This is a genomic window from Sporolactobacillus sp. KGMB 08714 (assembly GCF_036598985.1).
GTDB lineage: Bacteria > Bacillota > Bacilli > Bacillales > Sporolactobacillaceae > Sporolactobacillus.
In genome coordinates this window covers 68,514-94,780 of the sequence record NZ_JAUUBW010000003.1, presented here as the reverse complement: position 1 = coordinate 94,780, position 26,267 = coordinate 68,514, and the positions used below count along the sequence as shown (strand labels likewise).

Here is a 26,267-nt window from a genome sequence, read left to right as displayed (position 1 = left end):
CTTTTGCCGGAAATCCAAACAAGTCCGAATAAGATCAAAGGGAATTTCTGGAAATGTACACACTGCTCAAGAAAAGTGCTTTTATCATTCAGCGACAAATGTCCGGAGAAGTTCGAGATGCGGACATTTCTCCTTTCCTATCATAATTATCTTCGGATTGTGGCCTGCAAAAAGAACCGAAAGGCAGCATCTCCCTTTCGGCTAAAAAGATCATTATAATGTCCTGCATTTTCAACTGCAGCTGAAGCGCTCCCATAGATTATCTGCTCATAAACTAAATAGCTTACGAATGTCTTCCTTTGAATGAGCGTTTTTCAACTGTTTAATAAAATGGTCATGTGCCAGCAGTTTAGATACATTGGCCAAATATTTAAGATGATCGGCACTATTTTCCGGAATAAGGAATGAAATCACCGTGTCAATTTTCCCTCCATCCAGCGTCTGCCATTCAATCGGTGTTTTTAATTTCAATATCATCATACTGGATCTTTTTATTGCGGCATCCTGAGCATGCGGGATAGCAATGCCCTTTTCCATCCCTGTAGATCCTTGCTGTTCCCTTGCCAGATATTTTTGGTATACAGGCTCTGAATCCACAGCATCCTGATTCCTGACAGCTAAATCGGCCAGATATTTTAGAACATCTTCCCGGGTTTTAGCCTCAACGTCAAATTCGATATTCTGCTTTTTGAGAATGCTTCCCGGATCGGGCCCGGTCACTGGAGTGGCCAAATTCAGGGAATTTCTGACTGATTGGGTACTATTTTTAAAATCGGCAGTATGAGCGGGCTGATTAAGCACAGCATTTTTTCTTGCCTGTTTCCCTGCAGACAAAGCCAGAAGGATTCCGGATACCAGAGCGCCAATCACGATCCAAAGCACCCATAATAGCGGATGGTTTACGAGCGGAAGTATGATGAAACCGCCATGAGGTGCCGGATCACTGATCTTCGTCGCGTAGCTCAGAATGGCTGCAATGGCCGATCCAATCATGAATGATGGAATATTCAGGAACGGGTTTTTGGCAGCGAATGGAATGGCTCCTTCCGTAATATGCGTAGACCCCAGCAGAAAGTTCACATAACCTGCATTCCTTTCCTCACTGGTATAGGCTTTTCTATTCAATAAAACGGCAAAACCTGTCGCAAGCGGGGGAGCAATACAGGCTGCTGAGACCCCGGACATAAAATAGAAATTTCCCTGGCCGAGAAGGGCAACACCGGTTAAGTAAGCCGCTTTGTTCACCGGGCCGCCGAAGTCAAACGCCGCCATAGCTCCGACGATGAGTCCGAGAATAATCGGGTCCGAGTTCTGCATGCCTTTCAGAAAAGCCATCATGCCTTGATTAATGTCCTTCATTGGCGATGAGAGAAACCACATAATAGCAGTCGAAATGAACACGCCCAGCAAAGGATAGATAAAAATTTCTTTCAGCCCGTTAAGTTGTTTTGGAACTTTTTTAAATAGATATTTCAACAGAACAGTCACGTACCCGGCAAGAAAACCGCCGACAATCCCGCCCAGGAAACCGGTTCCATTTGTAAATGCAAGCATACCTGTCGCAAAACCAGCGATCAAACCTGCACGTTTTCCGATCGCTTCAGCAATATAAGCGCATAAGACCGGAACCATCAGATTCATCGTCATGCCGCCGAGTGTATTCAGCATGTAGGCAAACTGATTATATTGTGAACTTTTCGGATCTGCCGAGTTAATTCCCCAGAAGAAAGAAACGGCCAGCATAACACCACCGGCCACAACAACCGGGATCATATGGGACACACCATTCATAAGCTGAATGTACAGTGTATGCCAAAATCCGCTTGAAATGTTTTCACCGGATGATCCGGATGTGGCATTTTCCAGTCCGTTTCCCTTATATACAGGGATGCTTGAATCATTTAATATGGCATCAACAAGTTCCTCTGCATCCTTCATGCCTTTAGATACGGAAACATTAATAACTCTTTTGCCGGCAAATCGATCAGGATTCACATCAATATCCGCAGCAATGATCACTCCCTCGGCATCCTTTATCTCCTTTTCCGTCAGTGCATTTTCAACTCCGCTTTGTCCGTGAGTTTCAACTTTTATTGATACATTCCTTTTCTTTGCCGCCTCTTGGAGTGCCTCCTGTGCCATATACGTGTGGGCAATTCCTGTCGGGCATCCGGTTGCCGCAATAATTTTATATGACATTATTGCTCAAACCTCACTTTCATTTTTTATTGTTTTAATATGAATTTGTTTTAACAAGGAAGGAACATCTTTTAAGTCGCTTAAGCCAGCAGTGAAAGCGGTCGAAGACGCAGCCGCCGAGGCGAAAGTTAGGGCATCGGAAACGGTTTTTCCCTGAATGAGCGATCCCATGAATGCGGCGACCATCGTATCTCCGGAACATGCTGTGTTGATGACCCGTCCCTCAGGGGCATTAACAGACAGGATATGGTGATGATCCCGGTAAATCGCTCCCCTTTCCCCTCTTGAGACAATCACCCTTTTGGCCCCCATTTCCAGTAATTTGCCCGCCCCCTGAATCACTTCATGATCTGTGCTCTGTTGACTGTTCAATAAAGACATCAGCTCCTCATCACTTGGTTTAATCAGCTCAGGTCCATAAGGAAGGCAGTCAAGAAGGATTCCCGAGCTGACATCAAGCACCAGTGAAAAACCTTTTTCCCGGGAGAATCGTGCAATTTTAATAAGAATTTCATCTTTCACATTTTTAGGCAGCGAACCGGAAACAAATAAAAGATCATTTTTCTGAAGGCTGGAAATGAAATTTAATAATTTCTGCTGATCCCTGCCGGAAATCGGCGATCCATGATTTACTGCCTTATATTCAAGATTTCCTGCCCTGATAAATGAATTAATACGTGTAATCCCCTCAGTATGAATAAATTTTGTTCCTACATTCTGTTTGTTCAGCGCTGCTTCAATAAAGTCTCCGGTAAAACCCCCAAGGAAGCCCGTCGCGATGCTGTCAATATTCATTTTTTTTAGTATCAGCGAAATGTTGATGGCTTTTCCGTTTGCCTGATAATCCTCATACTTACTTCGATTCACAATAAAAGGTTTAAATTCGTCAAATTCTGAAAATGAATCGATTGCAGGATTCATCGTACATGTATAGATCATCTTATCCTCCTTTCTGCGCCCCCCATTAATAAATATCCCACAACCTGAACGAAAAAATTTTCTTATTATGCTATACTTACACGTAAGTGTTTACAAAATAGCGGGAGTTAATAAATCATGTCGCTTACTTTTAAAGAAAGAATCCATGAACGGATCGATTCGTTAAGTAATAGCGAGAAATATTTAATTGACTACATTACTAAAAATCTGAAGCGGGTTTCCCGCCTGTCCATTGTCCAATTAAGCATGAAGGCAAATGTATCAACGGCCACGATCGTCAGAGCCATGCAAAAGCTTGGATACAGCGGGTTTACCTCCTTTAAGTTCAAGCTTGAAGAGGAATACGCCAAAGATATGTCCTTTACTAATGTTGAAGATGTCGATCAGAAGATTAAAGAAGCCGTGGAAAAGAATAGACGCGAAGTAGCAGAAACATTGCGGATGCTTGATCGCGGAACAATTGAAGACACCATACAAAAGATGATTCATTCCCAAAAAATTATGTTATTTGCCAGAGGATTATCGGAACTCATCGCAAAAGAAATGTTAATAAAGCTGCAGCTTATCGGAAAATACAGCGAGATGCATGACGACCCGAATATCATCCGGACAATGAGCAAGCGGATTCCAGTCGAGGATTTGGTCATTTTCATTTCTTTAAATGGAAAAACGGAAGAGTTGGTCGAAGCTGCTGAAAACTGCAAAAACAACGGAGTCAGCACGGTAACCATTACCACTAATCGAAACAGCCCGCTTTGCGCTTTGTCAGAACTGTCCCTGATAGGCTATAAATCAAGAATGTCATACTTTCCTGATTATGAAGTCCGTTCACGATTACCTATTATGGTTATCGCCCGCATTTTAATGGATGCATACGTCATTCGTACTCAGCAAAAGGAAAAATAGCCGGAACACCATTTCTCACCTGATGCCCGCTTTTTTAATGAACCTTCTCTTGCCCAATCTATTTTATAACACCGGTGCTGCACTAATTAAGAAGAACGCACACCCTAAAAAAACGCCGCAGGTTCTCCTCCTATGGCGCCTTTCTATTTTCCAAACCGATCTGCTAAGTGCCGGTACAGGATACGATCGGGACGGACACATCGTCGTCCATCCTACAGACCAACAATCAATCGCCCTGAATGTGATATTCCCGATGTCGCCCAATTCCCGGACAAAGCATGATCCGCATACTTTCCATTGTAAAACCCTCAGAGCGGGAATCAGCCGGCCGCTGTCTGAAAAGACATCTGCATCCCGGATGTCAAATCTTAACTATTGTATTGGCCTGATCTGCAGAGAAGTCTCCTGCATGGTGCTTATTAAACCAGTTAATGATTTCATGAAGGCGGGTCAGACGGTTCTCCGGACGGCCGCTTCTTGACAGTTCATGGTTCTCTCCCTTAATACGGACAAAGCGTGTCTCGACCCCGAGCCGGCGGAGAGCGATATACCATTGTTCAGCCTGTTCGATCGGGCAGCGGTAATCTTCTTCGCTGTGAATAATGCAAATCGGTGTTGTCACATGCGGAGCCCTGCGAATCGGCGAGAAGCTCATCAACTTTTCTTCATCCGTCCAAAGATCCGCACCGTTAAAGTATCGCTTCAGAAAATAATAGCTGATATCGCTCGTTCCGAAAAAGCTGTAGAGATTGCAGATGGATCGTTGTGTGACGGCCGCAGTAAATCGGTCTGTCGTCCCGACAATTGTGTTGGTCATGAATCCTCCGTAACTTCCGCCGGTTACAAATTGGCGCGACCGGTCGCAGGCCGGGAAATGATCCAGCACATAGTCGAGGCCGCGAAGAATATCGTCTTTATCCTTTCGTCCCCAGTCATCATAGCAGCCGGCGCAGAATTCGGCACCATATCCCTGGCTGCCGCGCGGGTTCGTAAAGACAACCGCATAGCCTTCCGCGGCGAGGCACTGGAATTCATGTTCGAATGAATAACCGTACGCAGCGGCCGGACCGCCATGGATTTCCAGAACCACCGGTATTTTTTTCTCCTTTTGAACTGAATCAGGCGGAAACATCACCCATCCGTCCAGATCCAGACCATCTGCCGCTTTATAGGTAAACGGAACAGGCTCCGAAAGGTCCAGTCCGTCCAAAAAACGGCGATTATGATCGCTTGCCTGCCTTGCCGCTCCATCGCTATTGATCAAGAAAAGATCGCCGGTGGACGAGACGCTGGAAACGACAGCAGCAATCCTTCCATTTTTTGAATCAAATGAGGTAATGACTTCTTTTTCATTGAAATATACAGTGGAAATATGGCCGTCAAGGCCGATTCTCTTCAAGCCGGCGGCAGGGCCGTTTTGAACCAGATAGGTCAGCGACTGTCCGTCATCATTCCAAACAAAAACGGACCGCCCTTCGTCAAACCGGACATCGGTACCCACATAATTACCGAGCGAGCACTCTTCAGACTCAGTCAGATTCTCAGCCGGGCCGCCCGTTTCCTGAAGAAGCCAGATGCCGATATTCTCCGGACTGCATTCCCCATCTTCATTGCCTGCAAAAGCAACTCTGTGTCCGTCAGGTGAAACCTGGAGATCGTCGACATCCCCTTTTGCTTTATAGAAAAGAGCGGTTTTATTCGTCTCAAAATCAAAGCTGTAAATATCATAAAGATAATCTGTCTTATCCGGTTCGGCTTTAGTCTGGCAGAAATACAGCCTTTTTCCATCGGGAGAAAAAGCCGGATTGCAGGCGTTCCGTGTTTTATCTGTCAGCAGCTTTTTTTCATGATTTTGAAGATTAAAGAGGAATAGTGCTTCATTTGCTGAGAGGATGCCTTTCCCGTTTGCCAGATAACGGAGCCTAGCGACGACCGTGACATCATCGTTTTCAATTTCTCTGTCATCTTTAATAGAACTCTGGCAGACGAGCACAGATTCATCGGGAGACAAAAGGTAATCCGTAACCTCCTCGCTGAAATCTGTCAGGACCTGCGAGTCGCCGCCGTCCAGAGACAATCGCCAAACCTGGCTCTTTCCGCTGCGGTCGGACAAAAAGTAAACGGACCGCCCATCTTTTGAGAAACTGGGTTTATGATTTTTGATCTGCTTGTCGCTCATGTAATCAAAAGTCAGCCGCCTGGGTTCCGACAAACCATCTGCAAGATAGAGCGAGGAATCATAACCATTCTTTTCCTTGTCAACCTTTGTTACAACGTACACAGCCCTTTTCCCGTCGGGAGACAGCACCGGCGAACCCGCAAAAGTAAACTGGACCAGATCTTCAGCCGTTATTAAGCGCTTTGTCATATTAATCCTCCTTGTTTTCTAATCATTATAGACTTTTAAAAAAATAAATGGAATTGTTCTCAATCTATTACTGATTGGAACAGGCAGGCTTTTCCTGGCGGCTGTGATTCAGCGGATCTGCTCAACAAGCCCGTCATAAGAACCACCTATGATGGGCCTGTTGAACAAAACAGTTCTTATTGCTTATATAATTTTTTTGTTTTTAATATGCTTCTTAATTATTTCGCAATAACATTTATTTCAATTAAAGTTCTTGATCATTTGCCAACTGCCGTTGTCCTGAATTATTGAAGAGAAAATTCCACCCCACCCAATGCGCGGCTCCTTTTATTCATTAATCGAGGAATATCATAACGGTTGGCATTCACAAATGCCATTAAGAAAAACATGCAGAGAGAACAGCAAAAAAATGTTCGTCCATTCTACGAATCAAAATCTATCAGGTGGTGCGCACTGTATAATTCCTGCCCAATTCACATACTTGGCTCTGTAAAATGAGCCATCCGCAGCTGCCGTTTTCGAATTAGCCCGATCGATCATTCTAGTATTTCTCGCAAACCATACTGTACGTATCCGGTTTACGGTCCTTAAAAATAGTGTAATAGCCCGATTTTAATTTAAGCGGCAATTCATAATCAAGTGGCGCAGAAATGTATCCTTCTTTCTCTTCATTCAGTTCTCTAATCGGTTCACCGAGAGGACCAATAATTTTGCTTCTTCCGAAAAATCCGAGCGTCGTATCGAAGCCAACACGATTTGCTGCCGCAATATAGATAATGTTGTCTATTGCCCGTGCCCTAGCAACAAGATCCCAGTCCGCTTCATACGGTTTTTCCCAATTTGTAGAAATCACAAGAAGATCGGCACCGCGAAGGGCATAAGTCCTCGCTACTTCGGGAAATGATGTATCATAACAGATCATCATTCCTATCTTTCCAATTGATGAGTTGATTAGGGTGTATTCACAGCCAGAACGAAAATAAGTTTTCTCATTTCCAAAAAGGTGAACCTTTCGATAAACGCCCAATACGTTTCCATTATTGTCAATGAAGACCGAAGAGTTATACAGAACATCGCTTAGAATGGTATCCTGTTCTGGAAAACCATAAATCACATGAACCCCGTGTTTCTTGGCACGCGCTCCTATCCGTTTCATGCTCTTGCCGTACGGTACTACTTCAGCAAGGGCATGGAACTCTTCGTTACATTCATATCCTGATGTGATAAGTTCGGGGAAAATGATGAGGTCCGTTTCCGGATGTTCGATCATTACCGTATCGATATAACCTTCCATTTTGCTGATGTTTTCATCTACGCGGTACATAGCCGGTTCCATTTGAACGCAAGACACGTTCACTTTCATAAGTGACCCCCCAAAATTGTAGAATCTTATATTTGTTCCGTATTCGGATTTTCTTGCAGACCCATGTGCTGCTTAACAAAAATGTAAAATACAAGAGAAATAATCAGCCAGCCAAGAAATACAATCGGCAATACGGCCATCGGGAATGCAGGAAAGGGGTAAACACTTCCGATCAGCGGTATGCACAGTAAGATAAACGAAAGTACTGCCGTGACAACATGGGGCCATTTCAGTTCCTTTAATTTATAAAGAAGAAGAGGCGCTGAGACCGTCACGAGCAGATAATTAATTAAAAATCCGTAAACAGCCATACTCCCGGTCCAGTTGTACACATCCATATTTGTACTTCTGAGCAATTCCAAGGCAACAGGAAGGCCTCCTACGACAATTGAACAAACCATGATGGCGACATACGGAGTTTTGTTGATCTTGTGGCACTTGCCTACGGCATCCGGCAAATATCCTTCATGACTCATATGAAGCATGACTCTGGCCGCAGCCGTTATGGAAGCCACGCCGCAAGACCAGAAACTGACCATAGCGCCTATTGAAATTAAAAATCCGAGAATGCCAACGTGACTTTGCTGTGCAAGATAAGTGAGCGGCGCGGTTGATTCACCCAGCGAGGTTTTACTGCCTGCGAAACCCATGACCATGATCAAAGACATGGCCACAAAGAATATTCCTACGAAAATGCCGCTTCCAATGACTGCACGCGGTATGTTGCGCAGCGGTTCTTTGGCTTCCCGTCCCATAGTCGTCGCACTTTCAAAGCCTACAAAACTGAAGAAGGCAAAAACAAGCCCTAATCTTAGGCTGTCAAAAGACACACCTTTAAGATTAAACTGGGAAGTCCCAAGGCTGAACCCGTGATGAGTCAAAACGAGAATCCCCAAAAGAGTGATCAGCATTACAGAAATGGCTTCAAAAACGAGCATAACCTTGGCCGAAAGTTCGACACCCTTATAAGTCATAAACCATGCCGCTGCGGTACCCATGATAATAATCAGAGCAGGCGAAAGCTGAATACCCGCATAGGCCAGCAGATTATTTGCATAGTTCGCAAAACCGCAAAGCACTGCACTTCCGGTTACTAAGTAAGAGAACACCAAGCCGCTCCCGGAAACAAATCCGCCTGCGGAACCGATACCCTCTGAAATATACGTATAAAGAGCGCCTGTTGTGGCAGAACGCTTAGAGAATATGTTTATTTGCAGACTTAATAGAATGATGGCTAACGTTGCAAACACATATGCGATCCATGTAGCATTACCGGAAGTAGCAAAGACAACAGGTATGGTTATCGCCGGTGTCGCGGTCGGAGCAATATTTGCGATAGACTGGCCAAGAACTTCGATGAATGAAAGACATTGTGAACGGAGTCCACCTTTTTCTGAAGGTGCATTGACCATTGAATAACTCATTATTTCATCCCCTGACAGATAGAGTTGTCTTCAACAGCACCTTGTATTTTCTAACGCAATATTGCAGAGTTAACCATCATTTCTCTTTTTTTCAAATGACAGATCAATGTTTGTCAGTGATTTGCAAATTGTTTATTGTTTTCATCTGCCTTATCGGTTGCACGAACCGTCTATTTTTTAATTGGTTTAAACCCTCTTCAGCAACGCCGGGCCCTTTTTGCAACTGATATCCGTGATCGTCAGAGCCGGCAAAAATGAATGCAGTCCCCATTTATTCCGTCTTTCAAAAGAAATAAACTACAGTCACGCGCAAAGTGAACAATGATTCATTTTTGGGGGAGCGGGCAGTTTAGAAACACGGGCCTGAACAAATCCAAGCCGTCAACGGCACCCAGACGTCTGACATCACCTACGAAAGGATATTTTTTCTTTCCATTCATTGCTCGCTGCTTAAATAGTGATCCGATTTTCTCTGTCCTTTCAGTCAGGTCCCCTCTCGGAGGAAGATTTCAAAACAACCAACGCGGCCGACAGGAATTGCCGGAATGCGTTCCTCTAAGAAAGCCCTTCAAATTACAAGCATTTCAGCCTTTCCTGCAGCACCGCTGAGCAGACTGCTAAAAATTTTCACATCGCTCAATGTAAGATGGATACATAATCACATTAAATCCAGGACGAAGATCACTCTCCGGTTGTTTTTTGGTTGCTTCAATAACTTCGAGATGATAATGGCCAACATTTTGAACACCGATCATACCTGCAGAATCCATGAATTGATTTCCGTCAATGTCTGAAATTATGCCTCCTTACTTTGACAGTTATAGGAGGATTCCCATTCCCTACGGCAGCCGCCCAAACCGATCTCTCCTCCCCCGCCATTGTTTTGTGGATACAACTTTTGAAGATCCTTTACACACCGCCACTCTTTTTTATAAATATTTCGATTAATTATTTCAATTTTGTATAGTATCAAAATTCGAATAACTCTGGTATCAGTATATTCGTGATCCCGTTGCTTTTTTCTGATTTTTACTGAGATATGCCTGAATTACAAATAACAAATAAAAGCAAATGCTATCTGAATAATTAGGCAACAGGAATATAATGTGTGTCATGTACTTGTGCCGTCAGAATGTGCAGGATCGCAAATGCAACATCTCTTAACCCAATCTTAAAGACCTGCTCCACACAGACTCATGAAAACCATGGGGCATGCCGTTATTTGATGATTTAATTAATCCTGTTGTTAAAAAGTCCCACAGCTTATGGCACTTTCCGCCCGTGCTTATATAATTATAAATAAATGCCCTGTTCGACTGGATTTTCAGACTGCAAAAATTGAAAAGCAATAAAGAGCTATCTGCATCAAATAATGAGACGGCTCCTTCAATTTCTTTCTATTATATATAATGGGTTTTTATCTCCCCGGCGGAGTAATTTCTTCCGGAATTAAACAGTTGTATTTTTTCCCAGACAAACGTTCTTTAAACTCTTGTTTGGCTTTAGCGAGAAGCTCGCTGTCTGTCAATGTCTGAATGACCGTGCAGGCGATTGTTTTCCCGGCAAAAAGTGCGGCATTCAAAGCATACGACTGTGTACCCTGGGCGACGACCTGCCAGGTATGCGGAACTGTCCCGAAAGCCCATGTCGCTGTCATGCACTGAGCAGTCGGTACATTCCAGCTGACATCCGAAACATCCGTTGACCCCTCCATAAATGTGTCTTTTTCCGGTAAAGGAATGATCCAGTCTTCAATAGGCTTACTGGCTATTACCGCCTTCTGATCCTGGTTCAGCTGGCTGAGTGCGTGTTTTTTCTCATTTTCGCCAAGCGAATCATAAATTGCCTGAATAAATTCAAGATCTCTTTTGCTGATTTCCGGAACTCCGATATTTTTCATGTAACCAAGCATGACCTGGTGAAGCGCCGTGTTGGGAATCAGATTATGGCATCCGCCTTCAATTTTGTACGACATTTTTGTTTCTGTCATCAGTGCCGCTCCGTGCGCCACATCGATCACACGTTCGAACAACGTTCGTACATCACCGGGTTTTGGCGAACGGACAAGATAGCGCACTTCAGCATGGGATGGAACGACATTCGGCGAGCTTCCGCCGGTATCCGTCACAGCGTAATGGATCCGCGCTTTATCCGGCATATGCTCTCTTAGATAGTTGGCGCCAACATTCATTAACTCAACGGCGTCAAGCGCGCTTCTGCCAAGCTCCGGCAGGGCCGCCGCATGAGCGCTGACTCCATCGAAGGAGAAACGCGCCTCGATCACCGCATTTGATGAAGTCTGCCGTACAACGTTGACTGAACCCGGGTGCCAGGAAAAGGCGGCGTCCACATCCTTAAAGCAGCCTTCTCTTGCCATGTATGCTTTTCCGTTTCCTCGTTCTTCAGCAGGGCACCCATAGAAACGGATCGTGCCTGCCAGATGATGTTGAGCAATATAATCTTTTACGGAAAAAGCCGCTGCCAGAGAACCCACGCCTAACAAATTGTGCCCGCAGCCATGTCCGCTGCCGTTTTGTATGATCGGATCATGAACCGCGCTGTCCTTTTTCTGGCTGAGTCCGGCGAGTGCATCATATTCACCCAGGATAGCAATGACAGGTTCCCCTGATCCATAACTTGCAACAAATGAAGTTCTTAACCCGGCAAGATCTTTCTCAATGGAAAAGCCTTTCTTTACAAATGCTTTGATTAATAGATCCGCAGACTTCTGTTCCGCAAAACTTAATTCAGCATAGGACCAAACCTGTTCACTTAAGCTGGCGAACAGTTCAGTCTGGTCTTCAATCCGTTCATTCACTTTCTGAATAATGTCTGTTGTCATCATTCGTCCTCCCGCACACTCAATTCTTTGCAAATTCTTTCAGCAAATAAACCATGTGCAATGTTCCGTCTATATAATCTTTGATCCGGATCGATTCATTGGGAGCGTGTGCTTTTGATTGTGCCCAGCCTACTCCTGTACTGACAATAGGCAGATGTAAATATTTATTAAAAATATACATCGGTCCGGTGCCGGGGGACGTCGGATAAAGAACTGTTTCGGACTGATATGCCTCTTGTGCCGTCTCATTGACTAGTTTTACGAATGGATCGTTAATATCCGATCTGTAGGCTTCCTGCGAATTTATCAATGTTACTTTGATGTCGGAAAAACCATGCCGCTCCAGATGGCGTCGGATACACTTGTAAAGATATTCCCCTGTCTGTCCGGGTACCATCCGGCAATCCAGCTTCGCGCTTGCTTCTTTGGGCAGGACCGTTTTGGATCCTTCGCCTGTATAGCCGCTGATCATGCCGCATAGAGTCATTGTGGGATAAAACATCAGTGCCTGGCGGGGGTCCTCTCCGCGCGCCTCTGTGATCAACGGCCGTTTCAATCCATATAAACTTTTCAGTGCTTCCTCATTGAAAGGCAGGTTCCCGGCCCATTTTGTCAATGCTTCGTCAGGTTCTTCAATCTGATCAAAAAATCCTTTTACCAAAATGTCATTATTTTGGTTTTTCATACTCGACAATGCCTGTACAAGACGCCACGCTGAATTGTCGATGCACGCCGCCTCCGATGAGTGTATGTCAATTTCTGCACTCTTTGTCGACAATTCGAAATAGGCAGATCCCTTTATTCCTCCGTAAAGCTGCACTCTTTCTTCATCGTCCTTACTTCCGAATTCCCAGATACAAGCATCGGCACTGAATAATTCCCTATACTTTTTCAGATAAGGTTCCAGATGGGCGCTGCCGCTCTCCTCCTCCCCTTCAATTAAAAATTTCACACGGCATGGCAGCCCCTCTCTTTCCTGAAGCGTTTTAAGAGCAGCAAGACGCTGTATCAGTGATCCCTTATTATCTGCAGTCCCGCGCGCATAGAGCACACCGTCTTTCAGCAGCGGTTCAAATGGTTTTGAATGCCACTCTTCAAGCGGATCGGGAGGCTGGACGTCATAGTGATTATAAAAAAGCAAGGTTTTGCTTTGATTCCCGTGCTGATCTGCAGGAAAGAACCCATAGACAACCGGATTTCCGCCCAAATCATTGAGTATTTTCGTTTTCCCGCCGAATGCCTCAAGCTGTCCGGCAACAAACTCAACGGTTTCAGGTATTGCGCGGTGCTGAGCGGATACTGAGGGCAGACGTAAATAATTATTCAATGTTTCCAGAGATTCCTGTGCAAAATAAGCTGCTTTTTCTTTTAATACTTCCCTCTCATTAATCATTCACATAAAACCTCCGTTAAAATACTGGCATTCATTTGCTTCCAAATAAAATATGAACAGCTGATTTACATGCGAATCAACTGTTCAGGTCTTTCAGTTCACCATCGTAGAAGGATTACTTGCTGCTCTTATATGTCCAGTTCTGGAAGTTATAGACTGTTCCGGGCCAGAATGTTGAAGCACCGCCGGCAGCAATATTATTGTTAATTACAATCATCTGATTGTCTGAATAAAGGGTTAGAATCGGCATATCTTTATCCCATATCTGCTGCAGCTGATTATAGATCACTTTCCGTTTCGCCGGGTTCGATTCGTTCAATCCTGCCTGAAGAAGACTCGTGGATTGCGGATTATCATACTTCATAAAGTTATAGACGCCATTGGGTCCATAATAGGCTGACTGATCAGGATCGACATAGCCTCCAAAACCGATCAGCAGCAAATCAAATTGTCCTGCTTTGCCTTTCTGCATGACAGTAGGGAAATCATAAGTCGTTTCGCTAACTTTAACTCCAACGGCTTTCAGATTCTGTGCGATAATATCGCCCGATTGCTGACGAACCTGATTACCGATCGGAACAACCAGATTTACTGTCTTATTGAAATCCCATCCGGCATCTTTGAGCATTTGTTTCGCCAGCGCCGGATCATATTTGATCAGCGGCAGGTCCTTATCCAGATAAGGGCTGACCGATGTATACGGACCGTCAACGATCTGGCCGTTTCCTTGCAGGAGTTTGCTGACAATCTGCTGACGATTGATCGCATGGGCGAAAGCGAGGCGAACCTGGGGATTGGTAATTGTTTTTGTGTTGAACATCATTGTTTGATAGCCGATCTGCGGTGCCGTAATCGTTTTAACATTTTTTAAACCTTTTACTGTTTTATAGTCCTGAACAGGGATAATCCCGATACCGCCGGCTGCATTCATTTGGATCGTTCCCGCCTGCAGCTCGCTGGCAAGATTAGGTGCCTGCATGATCTTTAGAAAAAATTTAGGTGTTTTCGGTTTGCCGAGATAGTAGGAGTTGTTCGCCCGATATTGAATGTATGCATTCTTACTGTATGTGACAAACTTATATGGCCCGTCCGTTACATTCGGACTCTGCATGTACTTGCTGTTGGCCAGATCCTGCGGTGCAATATTCTTCAAAATATGCTGGGGCAAAGTAACAATCTTCGTACCGATTAATTCTTTTACGTAGTTTGGATCAATGGGTTTTTTCGTCTTGAAAGTTACCGTGTGCGCATCAACCTTTGTCAGATCGGGAATTGAAGTTATTCCTGCAGAAAATTTGCCGGTTGATGTCAGCCCCTCAAGTACCGAAATATTGGACCCCACAGCTGTTTCTGTTTTGGGATTGGCAATCAAATTGAAAGTGAAAATCACATCATCGGCAGTAACCGGTTTGCCATCGGTCCATTTCGCTTTCGGATTCAATTTAATTGTATAATTCTGATTGTCAGCAGTTGTAATCGAATCTGCCAGCTTCGGTACAAATTTCAATGGGGCTGTCTGATCCAAAAATGTATCAAACATTAAACGCCCCGCAAACTGTCCCGCGATATCGGCTGCGTTAATCGGATCAAATGTTGCCGGCGGATTAACCATCCCCATCGTGATTGTGTCACTGGCAGATCCGCTGTTGGAGGATGATGAGCCGCAGGCCGTGAGTAGGGCAATTGACAAAGCTAGAAATGAAGTCAGCAAGTATTTTAGAATATGTTTTCCCTTTGGAACGGATCTTGTATGTTTCACTTTATCTGTTCACATCCTCTTTTTTTTATGTGCTGCTTTATTTCGCTTGCTGCGATTCAACGGCATCGCGAAGTCCGTCGCCAACAAAGTTGATGGAGAGGACTGCTAAAAGAATCATTAAACCCGGCGGAAACCACAGCCAGAACTGCGATGACAAAACGGTTATTGATTCCGCTTCAGTCAGCATGTTGCCCCAGCTGGCGGCTGGCGGCCGAACCCCCATTCCTAAAAAGCTCAGTGAAGCTTCCATAATAATTGCCGATGCGACACCAAAGGTTGCGTTCACCAAAATCGGTGCCAGAGCATTGGGTAAAATATGTTGAAAAATTATTTTCGGCGTCGAATAGCCAAGTGCAACACCCGCCTTTACATAGTCCATTTCTTTTATAGAAAGCACACTGCCCCTGACCAAGCGGGCAATGGCCGGCCACCCCAATAAACCAATCACAATGGTAATGTTTGAAAGACTGGGTCCCACAATGCTGACAAGCACAAGAATGACCATAAAATAGGGGAATGACATGAACACATCTGTCACTCTCATAATTGCCATATCTACCCACTTGCCGAAATAACCGGCCAGCAGTCCGAGAACGATTCCGATTGCAACATAGATTGCGACGGCCCCAATGCCAACGGTTAACGAAACCTGCGACCCGAAAATCAGGCGGCTCAACACATCCCTGCCAACCTGATCGGTCCCAAGCAAGTGGGCTGAGGACGGGGAGGCATCAAAATCATTAAAAATTCTGTTAGGATCATATGGAGCGATTAAAGGTGCGAGAAAAGCAATAAGAACAAATATTGCAAAAATAATCAATCCACAAAAGGCCATTTTATGCCTTAAGAAGCGCCTGGTAACCATGTGAAGATAACTTTCTTCTCTCCCCAGCTCTTCCAGAACTGCTTCCCGGCTTGTTAAGTCGGCAGTTTCCGGCACATTCCTGTTAGGATTCAGCCTCATCGCCATGGAATCTCCCTCCTTTCTTTATTCATATCTGATTCTCGGATCAGCCACCGCGTAAAAAACATCGGTGAGCAGGTTCGCAAGAAGAACCGCAATAGCTGCAATTAAATTGATTCCCATCAGTGTCGAATAATCTCGGGAAGAAATAGACTGGATGGTTAACAAGCCAAGACCCGGCCATTGAAAAACCTGCTCTGTAACGATTGCACCGCCAATGAGCATGGGAATATCGATTCCGATAACTGTAATAATCGGTATCAGCGCATTCCGCAAAGCATGTTTATTTGTAATGATAAATTGACGCAGCCCCTTGGCTTTTGCCGTTCTCAGGTAGTCTTTACCTAGAACATCCAGCATGCTTGAGCGAACATAACGAATCATATTTCCCGCTATTCCTGTAGCGAGGACGGCAACCGGCAGAACAAGATGAACAAACAGGTCTGAAAAACTGCCATTCCCGCCAAGCGTGTTCATTCCTCCTGTGGGAAACAAAAGGACTTTCGTTGCAAATAAATAAATGACGCCTAATCCTAAAAAGAAGTGCGGGACGGAAACACCGAAAAAAGAAAAACCTGTTGTTAAGTAATCGACCCATGAATTTTGTTTTCTCGCAGAAATGATTCCTAAAGGTATGGCAATCAAATAGCCGACAATTAACGAGATTCCCATCAGCATCATGGTTGGTCCGATGTGTGAGGCAATGAGTGACGTTACGGGTTCACGCGTTGAATAAGAAAAGCCGAGATTTCCCTGAATCAGCTGTCCCAGCCAATGAAAATACTGGATAATAATCGGCTGATCAAGACCGAGTGCATGCTTCTCCATCGCAATTTGCTGAGGAGTTGCCGATGGATTGACATACATATCGACAGGATTGCCGGGTGCCAGATTGATAATAAAGAAATTCAGGATCGTCACGCCGAGAATAACCGGAATGGCAATTAATATTCGTCGCACAATATATTGAAACAAATCATGTCACTCCCTTCAGTCAGATGGATAATGGAAAATGGCACGCCACCAGATGATCCGTTCCATTCAGTCCGGGTACTTTCTCATGGCATATATCCTTAGCAAAAGGACATCTCGTATGGAAAACACATCCTTTCGGGGGATTCGCCGGGCTCGGCACATCTCCTTCCACGACAATCTGTTTACGATCACGCATATGGGGATTCGGAACAGGATAAGCATTCAGCAATATCTCTGTATAGGGATGCATAGGATGTTCAAAAATTTCTTTTGTTTTCGCCATTTCCATTATTTTTCCTAGATACATGACGGTGATCCGGTCACTGATGTATTTAACAGCACCAAGACCGTGGGCGATGAAAACGTAAGTCAGATTAAATTCTTTTTGAAGATCTTTCAATAGGTTCAACACCTGCGCCTGAATGGAGACATCCAGCGCCGATACCGGTTCATCACAAATGATCAGTTTCGGATGGAGCATGAGTGCCCGGGCGATGCCGATCCTCTGCCGCTGACCGCCTGAAAATTCATGAGGATAGCGATTTTTATAGTGTTTCGATAATCCAACCGTCTCTAGGATATGATTCACTTTTTCACTGGCCTCTGCTTTGCCTGCCAGTTTATGAGCGAGAAGCGGTTCAGCCAGTAAATCACCAATTCTTTTTCTTGGATTCAGGGAAGAGTATGGATCCTGAAAAATGATCTGCAGATCCGTACGCAACTCGCGCATTTCTTTCTTCGAAATACTCGCCAGATCTTTACCCTCAAAGATAACCTGCCCCGCAGTCGGATTTTCCAGGCGAACAAGCGAACGCCCCGTTGTCGACTTGCCGCAGCCGGATTCTCCGACCAGCCCTACTGTCTCTCCCGGATATATAGAGAAACTTACACCATCCACCGCTTTGACATAGCCAACGGTTCTCGAAATAATGCCCCTTTTGACCGGATAATATTTTTTTAGATTTTTAACCTCCAACAGCGGCTTCTCCTGCTCAGTCAACGGCTTATTCAAGAAACCACTTCCTTTTCATCCTGCTTTTTTTCAAATTCCTTCTCCTCTTTTTCGTAAAGAAAGCATCTGATGCTGTGTGACTTTTTATCTTCAATCGGCCTTAATTCCGGCTTCTCTTCCAGACATCTTTTCATGGCAAACGGACAACGGTCATAGAAGCGGCAGCCCTTGGGCATATTATAGACACTCGGCACAGATCCGGGGATTGACTCCAGCCGCATATCATCAGGATTTGTAATATGGGGAATGGATTTCATCAGGCCCAGTGTATAAGGATGCTTCGGATTATCAAACAATGTAAAAACATCTGTTTCTTCGACAACCTGGCCCGCATACATGACCGCAACCTTGTCAGCCATTTCCGCTACTACGCCTAAGTCATGGGTAATCAGAATAATAGCCGTCCTGGATTCTGAACGAAGTTCCTTCATCAGCTTGAGAATCTGTGCCTGAATGGTTACATCCAATGCAGTTGTCGGCTCATCTGCAATCAGCAATTTCGGCTTGCAGCTGAGTGCCATGGCAATCATAACGCGCTGCCTCATTCCTCCCGACAAACGGTGCGGATAATCGTCAATGATGCTTTCGGCTCTCGGGATCCCTACCTTATTCAGCATCTCAACGGCATAACCCTTTGCCCTTTTTTTTGAATAACCCATATGCAGCCTTATACCCTCAGTTAACTGATCGCCGATCGTTAAAACCGGGTTCAATGAAGTCATCGGTTCCTGAAAGATCATCGAGATCTCATTGCCCCGCACTTTGCGCATTTCAGCCTCGGACACATTGACAAGTTCTTTTCCATTAAAAAGAATCGAACCATGAGTCACAAATCCATTCTTATCCAGAAGATGCATGATTGACAGGGAAGTAACTGATTTACCGCAGCCGGACTCGCCAACCAGACAAATGGTCTCTCCTTCTTTCAGATCAAAACTGACTTCGTCAACGGATGTAACCAGACCCTTCTCCGTCTTAAATTCCGTTTTAATTTTGTCAACCTGTAAGAGTTTGCCCAAAGTCTCTTAACCTCCCTAGATCATTTATCAGCTTTTTACAAGTTCGCTGAGAACCGGCGTTTCTGAAGTGCAGAGATATTTATCAACCATTGCCAGAAATGCTTTGCCCGCTACAATCATCACGCGTTCATCAAAATTGAACTTGGGATGATGGTGAGGATAACTTGCGCCGATTTCAGGATTGCCGGCACCGGTAAACCAGAAAATCCCCGGCCTCTCCAAAAGAAAGCCGGAAAAATCCTCCCCGCCCATCTGCGGCGCAATTTCAACCGCTGTGTCTTTGCCAAAAGTTTTATCCATAACTTTCTGAAAGACGTCGGACTCTTTTCCGTGATTGTAGACCGCCGAATAACCATCCAAGTAGTCAAGCGTACCCTCCGCGTGGAACGCTCCGCAGACATTTTCAATGATGCCGGCCATCTCGCTTTTGATTTTGCTGCGGATGTCTTCATCGAATGTTCTGACCGTCCCTTCAAGAAAAGCAGTATCGGCAATGACATTGGCTGCAACGCCGGAGTTGAACTTGCCAATGGTCAGAACCGCCGATTTGACTGGATCAACTTCCCGGCTGACGACCATCTGCAGCTGATTGACAATCTGGGAGGCAACGGCAACGGAATCCACGCACAGCTGCGGTGCAGATCCATGTCCGCCCCGTCCCTGTATTTTGATTTTGAAGTAATCGGCTGATGCCATAAAATAGCCCTTACGATAGCCGATCGTCCCAAACGGAACCGTACTCCATAAGTGAGTACCGAAGATAACGTCGACTCCGTCAAGACAGCCGTCTCTGATCATAGCCCGCGCTCCGCCAGGCGGAAACTCCTCAGCCGGCTGATGAATCAGAACAATATCTCCTGACAATTCGCTGCGATGAGCCTGAAGAACCTTTGCCACTCCCAGGAGTGTCGCTGTATGGCCGTCGTGGCCGCAGGCATGCATGACACCATCAACTTTCGACTTGTAGGGAACGTCTGTTTCTTCCTGGATAGGAAGTGCATCAAAATCCGCTCTAAGCGCCACGGTGATGCCAGGTTTTGAACCGTGAATTCTCGCGACAATCCCATATCCGCCGACATTTGTTTTTATATCATCAATGCCGAAACTGTTCAGTTTTTCGTAAATGAAGGCAGAAGTCTCTTTTTCATGAAAGGATAGTTCCGGATGCTGATGCAGGTATCTGCGCCATTTCACCATACTGTCGTACGAATTTTTCAAATTTTCTTCCCATACTTTGTTCATCTTTGTTCCCTCCGGAATCAATTTATTAATGGCGAAAGATATTGGATTATTTTTAGTCGAATGATAATACTATATTTTCAGAATATAGGACTAATAAAGCTATTATAAAATAATATCTGACAAAAATAAATAGCTAATCTTTTAATTTTTCTTTTATATTACATATATTTGTTATTAATTATAACATATAGTGTTAAAAACATTGACTTATCTTTATGGAACTTATTATTATTTTAACAATAGAGGCTCAATTACTAGTTTTATTATAAAATTCAATATATAATGTATTATCATAATAATTTTTTTATTAATTAAACAATACTATATTTTATATTATTCAGTATTGTTTAATAAAAGATTCCAGTACATTCTTAGACTGGATTGTTGAATCGTACTGATCGAAATGAATTTGATCTGCAAAAGAAAAAGGTTTGCCGATCATACATTTATGCCTCGCCCCGATTATATTAACAAATTAAATTAAGGAGCCCATAGCATGTCTCAATCGAACCATGAAATTGTGATTTCGGATGAAACCAACCAGTTAATCGCAAAATTGACAGCCCTGACCGAAGTTAGAGAGGCCATAGCCTTTCTTAAAGCAGATAACGGAAACACGGCAGCCGAACAGATAACATTGACTGAAATTCCCGCTCCGCCTTTCAAAGAAGACAAACGGGCTCTGTGGATCGCCGAACGTTTCCGGGAGCTCGGTTTGTTGGAAGCCGGCACTGACGATGAAGGAAATGTTATAGGCCTGCTTGAGGGGATTCAATCAGACCCAAAGATCGTTATCGCCGCCCATCTGGATACTGTTTTCCCTGAAGGAACGGACACCCAGGCAAAGATTCAGGACGGCATCATTTACGCTCCCGGTATTTCGGATGATGGCCGGGGCCTTGGCGTGCTTCTCTCGATTCTGAGATCTATCCGGGAAACCGGAATAAAACCCCTGCACAGTGTTCTATTCGTCGCAGATGTCGGCGAAGAAGGGCTTGGCGATTTACGCGGGATCAGAGCCCTTTTCCATGAACGCAGCGATATCGGCGGTTTCATCTCCGTCGAACCGGGTGATCCGGCCGGGCTCGTCTGTACAGCCGTCGGCAGCCACCGTTACCGCATCCGATTCAGGGGACCCGGCGGGCACAGCTTTTTTGCTTTCGGTACCCCGAGTGCTGTTCATGCATTGGGCCGCGCGGTATTTCACATAAGCGATATTCATATTCCGGACAATCCTGCAACTACATTTACGGTAGGAACAGTTAACGGAGGAACGTCAATCAATTCGATCGCTGAGGATGCGTGCATGTCGCTGGATATGCGCTCAGTTTCAACGGACGCGCTGATTACACTGGAAAAGCAGATATTAGATCTCGTGCGAAAAGCGGCCGAGGAGGAAAACAAACGGTGGAATGCGAAAGGAACGATTTCCGTTTCTTTTGAAAAAGTCGGAGAACGGCCCGCTGGTTTCCAGACCCCTGATCGGCCGATTGTCCAGGCAGCCGCCGCGGCGGTAAGTTTTCTTGGTTTTTCACCAAGATTACGAGCTTCAAGTACCGATGCAAATATTCCGATAAGCCTTGGTATCCCGGCAATCACAATGAGCGGCGGCGGAATCAGCGGCAAGGAACATACGCTTGAAGAATTTTTCAATCCTGAAAAAAGCTTTCTCGGTGCTCAGGCCGTCCTAATCACACTGCTGCTCTCCGGCATGAACGGGTACACAGATTCATTAATCCTTTAAATACCGATTGGCCGAATTTTTTCATGAATCATCCCTGATGATGCCATGAAATGGGGATGAAGGAGAATCAGATCCCGCCTGCATGCAACATTCATATAAACCTGACAAAGGAGATGTTAATGATGATTAAAACTGCCGAAGAAGCGCAACTGGAGCAGCAGCTGACCGATTACCGCCATCAACTTCATGAGCATCCCGAGCTGTCATTCGAGGAATATGAAACCACGAAAGCCCTTGAAGGCTGGCTCACTGAAGCAGATATAGAGAGGGTTGATCTTCCGATGAAGACCGGTGTCCTAGCCGTTATCAGGGGCAAGAAATCAGGACCGACCATCGCTCTTAGAGCCGATATTGATGCGCTCCCGATTCAGGAAAATACCGGTCTTCCCTTTGCGTCTCAAATCTCTGGAAAGATGCACGCCTGCGGCCATGACTTCCATACAGTTTCCATTCTCGGTGCCGCTCTCCTATTGAAAAAAAAGGAAGAGGAGATGGAAGGAACCGTAAAAATTATTTTCCAGCCGGCCGAGGAGAATGGCGGAGGCGCGGTCAAGGTCCTGAAAACCGGCGTTCTTGATGACGTTGAAGCGATATTCGGGATGCACAATATGCCGTATATTCCGACAGGGACGATTGGGATCAAATCCGGTCCGCTGATGGCCGGTGTCGACAGATTCGTTATTGACGTCGAAGGAACCGGAACTCACGCTGCCGCACCGGAAAAGGGTATCGATTCGATTGTCATTGCTTCTCATATCATTACTGCGCTTCAGACCGTTGTAAGCAGAAATACATCCCCTTTAGACAACGCTGTTATCAGTATAACGCGGCTGGAAGCCGGCAATACGTGGAATGTACTTCCTCAGACAGCTCAGATGGAAGGAACCGTCCGCACATTTCAGGAACACGTACGGGACGGTATCCCCGCCAAAATGCAGAGGGTGGTAGAAGGCGTCGCGCAGGCGCTCGGTGCTAAGGGAACGCTGCATTATACGAAGTTGGGCCCCGCATTGATCAATGATGAAAAATATGCGGAGTGGGCGGTGGAAACCGCCGGGAAATCAGGCCTTAAAGTCATTTCTCCTGTTCCTTCTTCCGCTGGCGAGGATTTTGCGGAATATTTGAAAGAAATTCCCGGCGCATTCTTTTTCATGGGTGTTTCTGGAACTTCGGATCTGCACCACCCTGATCTGATTATCGATGAAAGAGCCATTCTCCCCAGTGCGAAATTCTTCTCCAATCTAGCAGTCGATTTTCTTAAAAAAATGAGTGGTCCTAAAATGGAAATGTCATAAGAAAACCGAGAGAGTGGTTGCTTTCTCAGGCTTTCTGAATAATCGATAAGGAGATGCCGGATTTATGTCAAACCGGTACATCTGCCCTTCCAAAACGCCCGGCACAGTCAACACCCTTGGATTTCGCCGTCATGTTACCTATCACTTGCTGTAAGATAGCCTCCGGCCGAAACATTTCCGATTGAAACGCATTCTGAAGCTCCGTATCGGCGCCCAACCCGGCGGGCCTGAAATGCTCCCATTCCTACGGGCTATGTCAGCATACTAAGATTTAGGAACCGTTCAGAGTACAAAAAAGCGGGATGATCGCTTTTCAGATCTTCTCCCCGCTTTTAAAGCCTCATATTTACTTTTATTCTCCAAGCACTTCTACTAAACATTGGCGATTTCTGCTGCGCGTATGATCCCAATCTACAAAATAGATATATCCCACTTTGCCAATTTGAATCACACCATCCTGAATAATAAACGTTTCACTGGAGCCTAACAATGAGCCTCTGATATGGGCATCTGTATTTAATAAGGAGTGACGATCAGGTACCATGACTGTGCCTTCCGTTGCCGTATCTGTCTTCGATACTTCCTCGGCAAACTTTGTATGTTCGGGCCCCGGATGGTAATATTGTCTGTCCGACGTCGTGATTGGTACAACTTTTTCAAGGACGTTGTCCAGATCCACCTGTAAATATTCATCTCCATTATAATTACGGTCATGTGAATATTCTTCAAAGAATACTGAGCAGGTCGTATGCGGTGTCGAGACAACGACAATGCCGTTTTTTACATTGCTTTCTTTCACAATTCTCCTAACTTCATCGGTAATTTCATGGTAAGATGGGCGGTTACCGTTTGACGCAAGAACTAATTTATCATTATGAATCAACATATTATCTCTTCTCCTCATCTTGCACTTTTTTCAATGCACCAATCATTTCGACCAGTTTGGCTTTTCTATCCGGAGCTTTGATAATACCGCTTGTTCCGCCGGTACCGTCGGCTCCGCCCCTCAGAACCCGGTAAACATCGTCTCCGGTGCTGACACCTGCTGCCTGCATAATCAGAATGTCAGGACTCACTGACCGAATAGCGTGATTCGTTTGCTTAATATATTCATCATCGCTTGTATTCCCTGTTCCTATTAAGCTGGTCGGCTCACAAATCATCATGTCCGGTCCTAATTGAGCCACCGCCTTACACTGTTCCACAGTATCCGCACAAACAATAGTCAGCAATCCGACCTCGCGGGCTCTCTTTATGGTTTTATCAAGATTAGAAAGTGTCAGCGGATCCTCTGCATGATTCAGCACAACGGCTTTAACTCCCGATGCTTTGAGCGCTTCCGGTAAAACGTGTCCCATTCCCCGCCCCGGAACTAAAGGATCCATGTGCTGTGCAGTTACAATCAGATGCGACGTCCTTTCGACAATTGCCGGAATATCAACGAGCTGAGCGGTAAATAAACAGTCAATATCATTTTCTTTTGCCAACTCATCAGTAACTAATGCCAGATTTAGAACTTCTTCTCCATAAATGTATGCCTTCGGATTCACAATGAAGAAAGGTTTCCTGATTTTTACTTCTGTCATTAATTGAACAGCCTCCTTCGTCAAGAAACTTTATCTAATATTTTTACTTGCTTTTATAGCGCTCCGTATGGAAAACATGATAGTAGTGCGCCGCCATTTCTTTCATACCCTCGTATGCGTGTTCTTCAAGCTCCAAATACGTTCCGGGATTATTTTCCCGCACTTTTTTCAGAGCAGCGATCGTAATGTCTGTGAAGATATTAATCTTGCAAATACCGTTTTCCGTAACCCTGGAAAGATTTTCGTCGCCTGTTGAAGAACCCCCATGCAGAACCAAGGGAACAGGAACATTCGCAGATAATTCTTTCAATCTGTCAAAGTTAATATGGGGAACGCCTTTGTAGGTACCATGGGCAGTTCCGATCGATACTGCAAGAGAATCAACGGCTGTCTGATTCACAAAGTCAACGGCGGCATCAACTTGTGTATATCTTGTATCGCTATCGCCGGCTTGATATTTGGAACCCGTACCGACATGTCCGATTTCAGCTTCTACAACAACGCCCCTGCTATGAGCATAATCAACGATTTCGCGGGTTCTTCTAACATTTTCAGCGAAAGTTTCCTGAGATGCGTCAATCATGACCGATGTAAAACCATTGTCAACAGCGTATTTAATAATAGACGGAGTCATTCCGTGGTCCAAGTGCAGTACAACAGGAATATCAACTTTATTTGCGTAATACTTTCCAAATTCCGCAGCCTCTTCGGTAGTCATATAAGAACGATGCGATTCAGCACAGGCAAGAATGACAGGCAAATTCAAATTCTGAGCAACTTCCAAATATGCTTTTATTGAAGCCCGGCTCCAGAAATTAAAATGTGGAAACGCAAAATGTTTTTCTTTCGCCGTTTTTAATAATTCAGTTGATGTAACAAGCATAAGCTGTTACCCCCTATAAGAAATTTCATTTTCCATTCATTAATGACTTTTTTCAATCTCATCCTTGATTTTTTCGAAAACTTTATCAGCGCCGACACCTGTTAATAAAGGAACACCATTAATCACTTTGTCCTTTACATGGTCGGGGACAATTGTTGTGCTGATGACAATGTCATAATCGTCCAGATGGTTTACCTCATCTGCAATCTTACTTTGATACAGAGTGACCTGTTTATCTAAACCCTTAGCTTTCAAAAATGCTTTCACTTTACCGGTTACAACAGTGCTTGTAGCCACACCCGTTCCGCAAACGATCATCAGCTTTTTCATATTCCACGACTCCTTTTTATTGTT

At 44.9% G+C, this 26,267-nt stretch carries 20 protein-coding genes; 3 read left to right on the top strand and 17 right to left on the bottom strand.

Annotated features, from left to right (window positions below; genetic code table 11):
- Positions 1–267: 267 nt before the first annotated feature.
- Both Q6A92_RS02500 and pfkB read right to left on the bottom strand, forming a co-directional pair.
- On the bottom strand, positions 268–2,199 hold the full coding sequence (locus Q6A92_RS02500; RefSeq protein ID WP_332236935.1) for a fructose-specific PTS transporter subunit EIIC: 1,932 nt from the start codon (positions 2,197–2,199) through the stop codon (positions 268–270).
- 6 nt (positions 2,200–2,205) lie between these two features.
- Entirely contained in the window at positions 2,206–3,138 is a 933-nt protein-coding gene (pfkB, locus tag Q6A92_RS02495) for a 1-phosphofructokinase (RefSeq protein WP_332236934.1), read from the bottom strand.
- 117 nt (positions 3,139–3,255) lie between these two features.
- Between pfkB and Q6A92_RS02490 the strand changes: the two genes are divergently transcribed.
- Positions 3,256–4,044 carry a MurR/RpiR family transcriptional regulator gene (locus Q6A92_RS02490; protein ID WP_332236933.1) on the top strand — a complete coding sequence of 263 codons (789 nt, stop codon included), beginning with the start codon at positions 3,256–3,258 and terminating at the stop codon, positions 4,042–4,044.
- Between the two features lie 361 nt (positions 4,045–4,405).
- Here Q6A92_RS02490 and Q6A92_RS02485 read toward each other — a convergent pair whose 3' ends face one another.
- The 11 genes from Q6A92_RS02485 to Q6A92_RS02435 all read right to left on the bottom strand — a co-directional run bounded on the left by Q6A92_RS02485 (position 4,406) and on the right by Q6A92_RS02435 (position 20,405).
- Positions 4,406–6,412 (bottom strand): S9 family peptidase, encoded by a 2,007-nt coding sequence (locus tag Q6A92_RS02485; protein WP_332236931.1) that lies wholly within the window; start codon positions 6,410–6,412, stop codon positions 4,406–4,408.
- A 541-nt stretch (positions 6,413–6,953) separates the two neighbouring features.
- Complete coding sequence (locus tag Q6A92_RS02480) at positions 6,954–7,775, bottom strand: carbon-nitrogen hydrolase family protein (protein ID WP_332236930.1); 822 nt, start codon at positions 7,773–7,775, stop codon at positions 6,954–6,956.
- Between the two features lie 26 nt (positions 7,776–7,801).
- Positions 7,802–9,199, bottom strand: coding sequence for an APC family permease (locus tag Q6A92_RS02475; protein ID WP_332236929.1), 1,398 nt, complete (start codon positions 9,197–9,199; stop codon positions 7,802–7,804).
- A 1,417-nt stretch (positions 9,200–10,616) separates the two neighbouring features.
- Positions 10,617–12,044 (bottom strand): M20 family metallopeptidase, encoded by a 1,428-nt coding sequence (locus tag Q6A92_RS02470; RefSeq protein WP_332236928.1) that lies wholly within the window; start codon positions 12,042–12,044, stop codon positions 10,617–10,619.
- A 16-nt stretch (positions 12,045–12,060) separates the two neighbouring features.
- Positions 12,061–13,434 carry a M20/M25/M40 family metallo-hydrolase gene (locus Q6A92_RS02465; protein ID WP_332236926.1) on the bottom strand — a complete coding sequence of 458 codons (1,374 nt, stop codon included), beginning with the start codon at positions 13,432–13,434 and terminating at the stop codon, positions 12,061–12,063.
- Between the two features lie 115 nt (positions 13,435–13,549).
- Complete coding sequence (locus Q6A92_RS02460) at positions 13,550–15,193, bottom strand: ABC transporter substrate-binding protein (RefSeq protein WP_332236924.1); 1,644 nt, start codon at positions 15,191–15,193, stop codon at positions 13,550–13,552.
- A 37-nt stretch (positions 15,194–15,230) separates the two neighbouring features.
- The gene (opp4C, locus tag Q6A92_RS02455; protein WP_274399831.1) at positions 15,231–16,163 is read right to left on the bottom strand and encodes an oligopeptide ABC transporter permease; all 933 of its coding nucleotides are present in this window, start codon (positions 16,161–16,163) and stop codon (positions 15,231–15,233) included.
- 18 nt (positions 16,164–16,181) lie between these two features.
- Entirely contained in the window at positions 16,182–17,132 is a 951-nt protein-coding gene (locus Q6A92_RS02450; protein ID WP_332236922.1) for an ABC transporter permease, read from the bottom strand.
- 19 nt (positions 17,133–17,151) lie between these two features.
- The gene (locus Q6A92_RS02445) at positions 17,152–18,144 is read right to left on the bottom strand and encodes an ABC transporter ATP-binding protein (protein WP_332236921.1); all 993 of its coding nucleotides are present in this window, start codon (positions 18,142–18,144) and stop codon (positions 17,152–17,154) included.
- Positions 18,141–19,163, bottom strand: a complete 1,023-nt coding sequence (locus Q6A92_RS02440; protein WP_274399825.1) for an ABC transporter ATP-binding protein — start codon at positions 19,161–19,163, stop codon at positions 18,141–18,143. Before Q6A92_RS02440 ends, Q6A92_RS02445 begins: the two co-directional genes overlap by 4 nt.
- 27 nt (positions 19,164–19,190) lie before the next feature.
- Entirely contained in the window at positions 19,191–20,405 is a 1,215-nt protein-coding gene (locus Q6A92_RS02435) for a M20 family metallopeptidase (RefSeq protein WP_274399823.1), read from the bottom strand.
- Positions 20,406–20,901: 496 nt separating this feature from the next.
- Here Q6A92_RS02435 and Q6A92_RS02430 point away from each other — a divergent pair, with 496 nt between their 5' ends.
- Both Q6A92_RS02430 and Q6A92_RS02425 read left to right on the top strand, forming a co-directional pair.
- Complete coding sequence (locus Q6A92_RS02430) at positions 20,902–22,149, top strand: M20/M25/M40 family metallo-hydrolase (protein WP_332236918.1); 1,248 nt, start codon at positions 20,902–20,904, stop codon at positions 22,147–22,149.
- Between the two features lie 122 nt (positions 22,150–22,271).
- Positions 22,272–23,444, top strand: coding sequence for an amidohydrolase (locus Q6A92_RS02425; protein ID WP_274399820.1), 1,173 nt, complete (start codon positions 22,272–22,274; stop codon positions 23,442–23,444).
- Positions 23,445–23,796: 352 nt separating this feature from the next.
- On the opposite strand, the gene Q6A92_RS02420 is transcribed toward Q6A92_RS02425, so the two are convergent.
- The 4 genes from Q6A92_RS02420 to Q6A92_RS02405 are packed head-to-tail and all read right to left on the bottom strand — an operon-like array spanning position 23,797 to position 26,243.
- Positions 23,797–24,330, bottom strand: coding sequence for a YjbQ family protein (locus tag Q6A92_RS02420; RefSeq protein ID WP_274399819.1), 534 nt, complete (start codon positions 24,328–24,330; stop codon positions 23,797–23,799).
- 1 nt (position 24,331) lies between these two features.
- A complete protein-coding gene (locus Q6A92_RS02415; RefSeq protein ID WP_332236917.1) occupies positions 24,332–25,030 on the bottom strand; it encodes a triose-phosphate isomerase in 699 nt (232 codons plus the stop codon).
- A gap of 43 nt (positions 25,031–25,073) precedes the next feature.
- The gene (locus Q6A92_RS02410; protein WP_332236916.1) at positions 25,074–25,913 is read right to left on the bottom strand and encodes a class II fructose-bisphosphate aldolase; all 840 of its coding nucleotides are present in this window, start codon (positions 25,911–25,913) and stop codon (positions 25,074–25,076) included.
- A gap of 39 nt (positions 25,914–25,952) precedes the next feature.
- Positions 25,953–26,243, bottom strand: a complete 291-nt coding sequence (locus Q6A92_RS02405; RefSeq protein WP_274399814.1) for a PTS sugar transporter subunit IIB — start codon at positions 26,241–26,243, stop codon at positions 25,953–25,955.
- Positions 26,244–26,267: the final 24 nt, after the last annotated feature.

Excerpts from the sequence above, each read along its gene's own strand:
- Q6A92_RS02500 (WP_332236935.1), bottom strand. The coding sequence starts at position 2,199 with ATGTCATATAAAATTATTGCGGCAACCGGATGCCCGACAGGAATTGCC.
- pfkB (WP_332236934.1), bottom strand. The coding sequence starts at position 3,138 with ATGATCTATACATGTACGATGAATCCTGCAATCGATTCATTTTCAGAA.
- Q6A92_RS02490 (WP_332236933.1), top strand. The coding sequence starts at position 3,256 with ATGTCGCTTACTTTTAAAGAAAGAATCCATGAACGGATCGATTCGTTA.
- Q6A92_RS02485 (WP_332236931.1), bottom strand. The coding sequence starts at position 6,412 with ATGACAAAGCGCTTAATAACGGCTGAAGATCTGGTCCAGTTTACTTTT.
- Q6A92_RS02480 (WP_332236930.1), bottom strand. The coding sequence starts at position 7,775 with ATGAAAGTGAACGTGTCTTGCGTTCAAATGGAACCGGCTATGTACCGC.
- Q6A92_RS02475 (WP_332236929.1), bottom strand. The coding sequence starts at position 9,199 with ATGAGTTATTCAATGGTCAATGCACCTTCAGAAAAAGGTGGACTCCGT.
- Q6A92_RS02470 (WP_332236928.1), bottom strand. The coding sequence starts at position 12,044 with ATGATGACAACAGACATTATTCAGAAAGTGAATGAACGGATTGAAGAC.
- Q6A92_RS02465 (WP_332236926.1), bottom strand. The coding sequence starts at position 13,434 with ATGATTAATGAGAGGGAAGTATTAAAAGAAAAAGCAGCTTATTTTGCA.
- opp4C (WP_274399831.1), bottom strand. The coding sequence starts at position 16,163 with ATGGCGATGAGGCTGAATCCTAACAGGAATGTGCCGGAAACTGCCGAC.
- Q6A92_RS02435 (WP_274399823.1), bottom strand. The coding sequence starts at position 20,405 with ATGAACAAAGTATGGGAAGAAAATTTGAAAAATTCGTACGACAGTATG.
- Q6A92_RS02430 (WP_332236918.1), top strand. The coding sequence starts at position 20,902 with ATGTCTCAATCGAACCATGAAATTGTGATTTCGGATGAAACCAACCAG.
- Q6A92_RS02425 (WP_274399820.1), top strand. The coding sequence starts at position 22,272 with ATGATTAAAACTGCCGAAGAAGCGCAACTGGAGCAGCAGCTGACCGAT.
- Q6A92_RS02420 (WP_274399819.1), bottom strand. The coding sequence starts at position 24,330 with ATGTTGATTCATAATGATAAATTAGTTCTTGCGTCAAACGGTAACCGC.
- Q6A92_RS02415 (WP_332236917.1), bottom strand. The coding sequence starts at position 25,030 with ATGACAGAAGTAAAAATCAGGAAACCTTTCTTCATTGTGAATCCGAAG.
- Q6A92_RS02410 (WP_332236916.1), bottom strand. The coding sequence starts at position 25,913 with ATGCTTGTTACATCAACTGAATTATTAAAAACGGCGAAAGAAAAACAT.
- Q6A92_RS02405 (WP_274399814.1), bottom strand. The coding sequence starts at position 26,243 with ATGAAAAAGCTGATGATCGTTTGCGGAACGGGTGTGGCTACAAGCACT.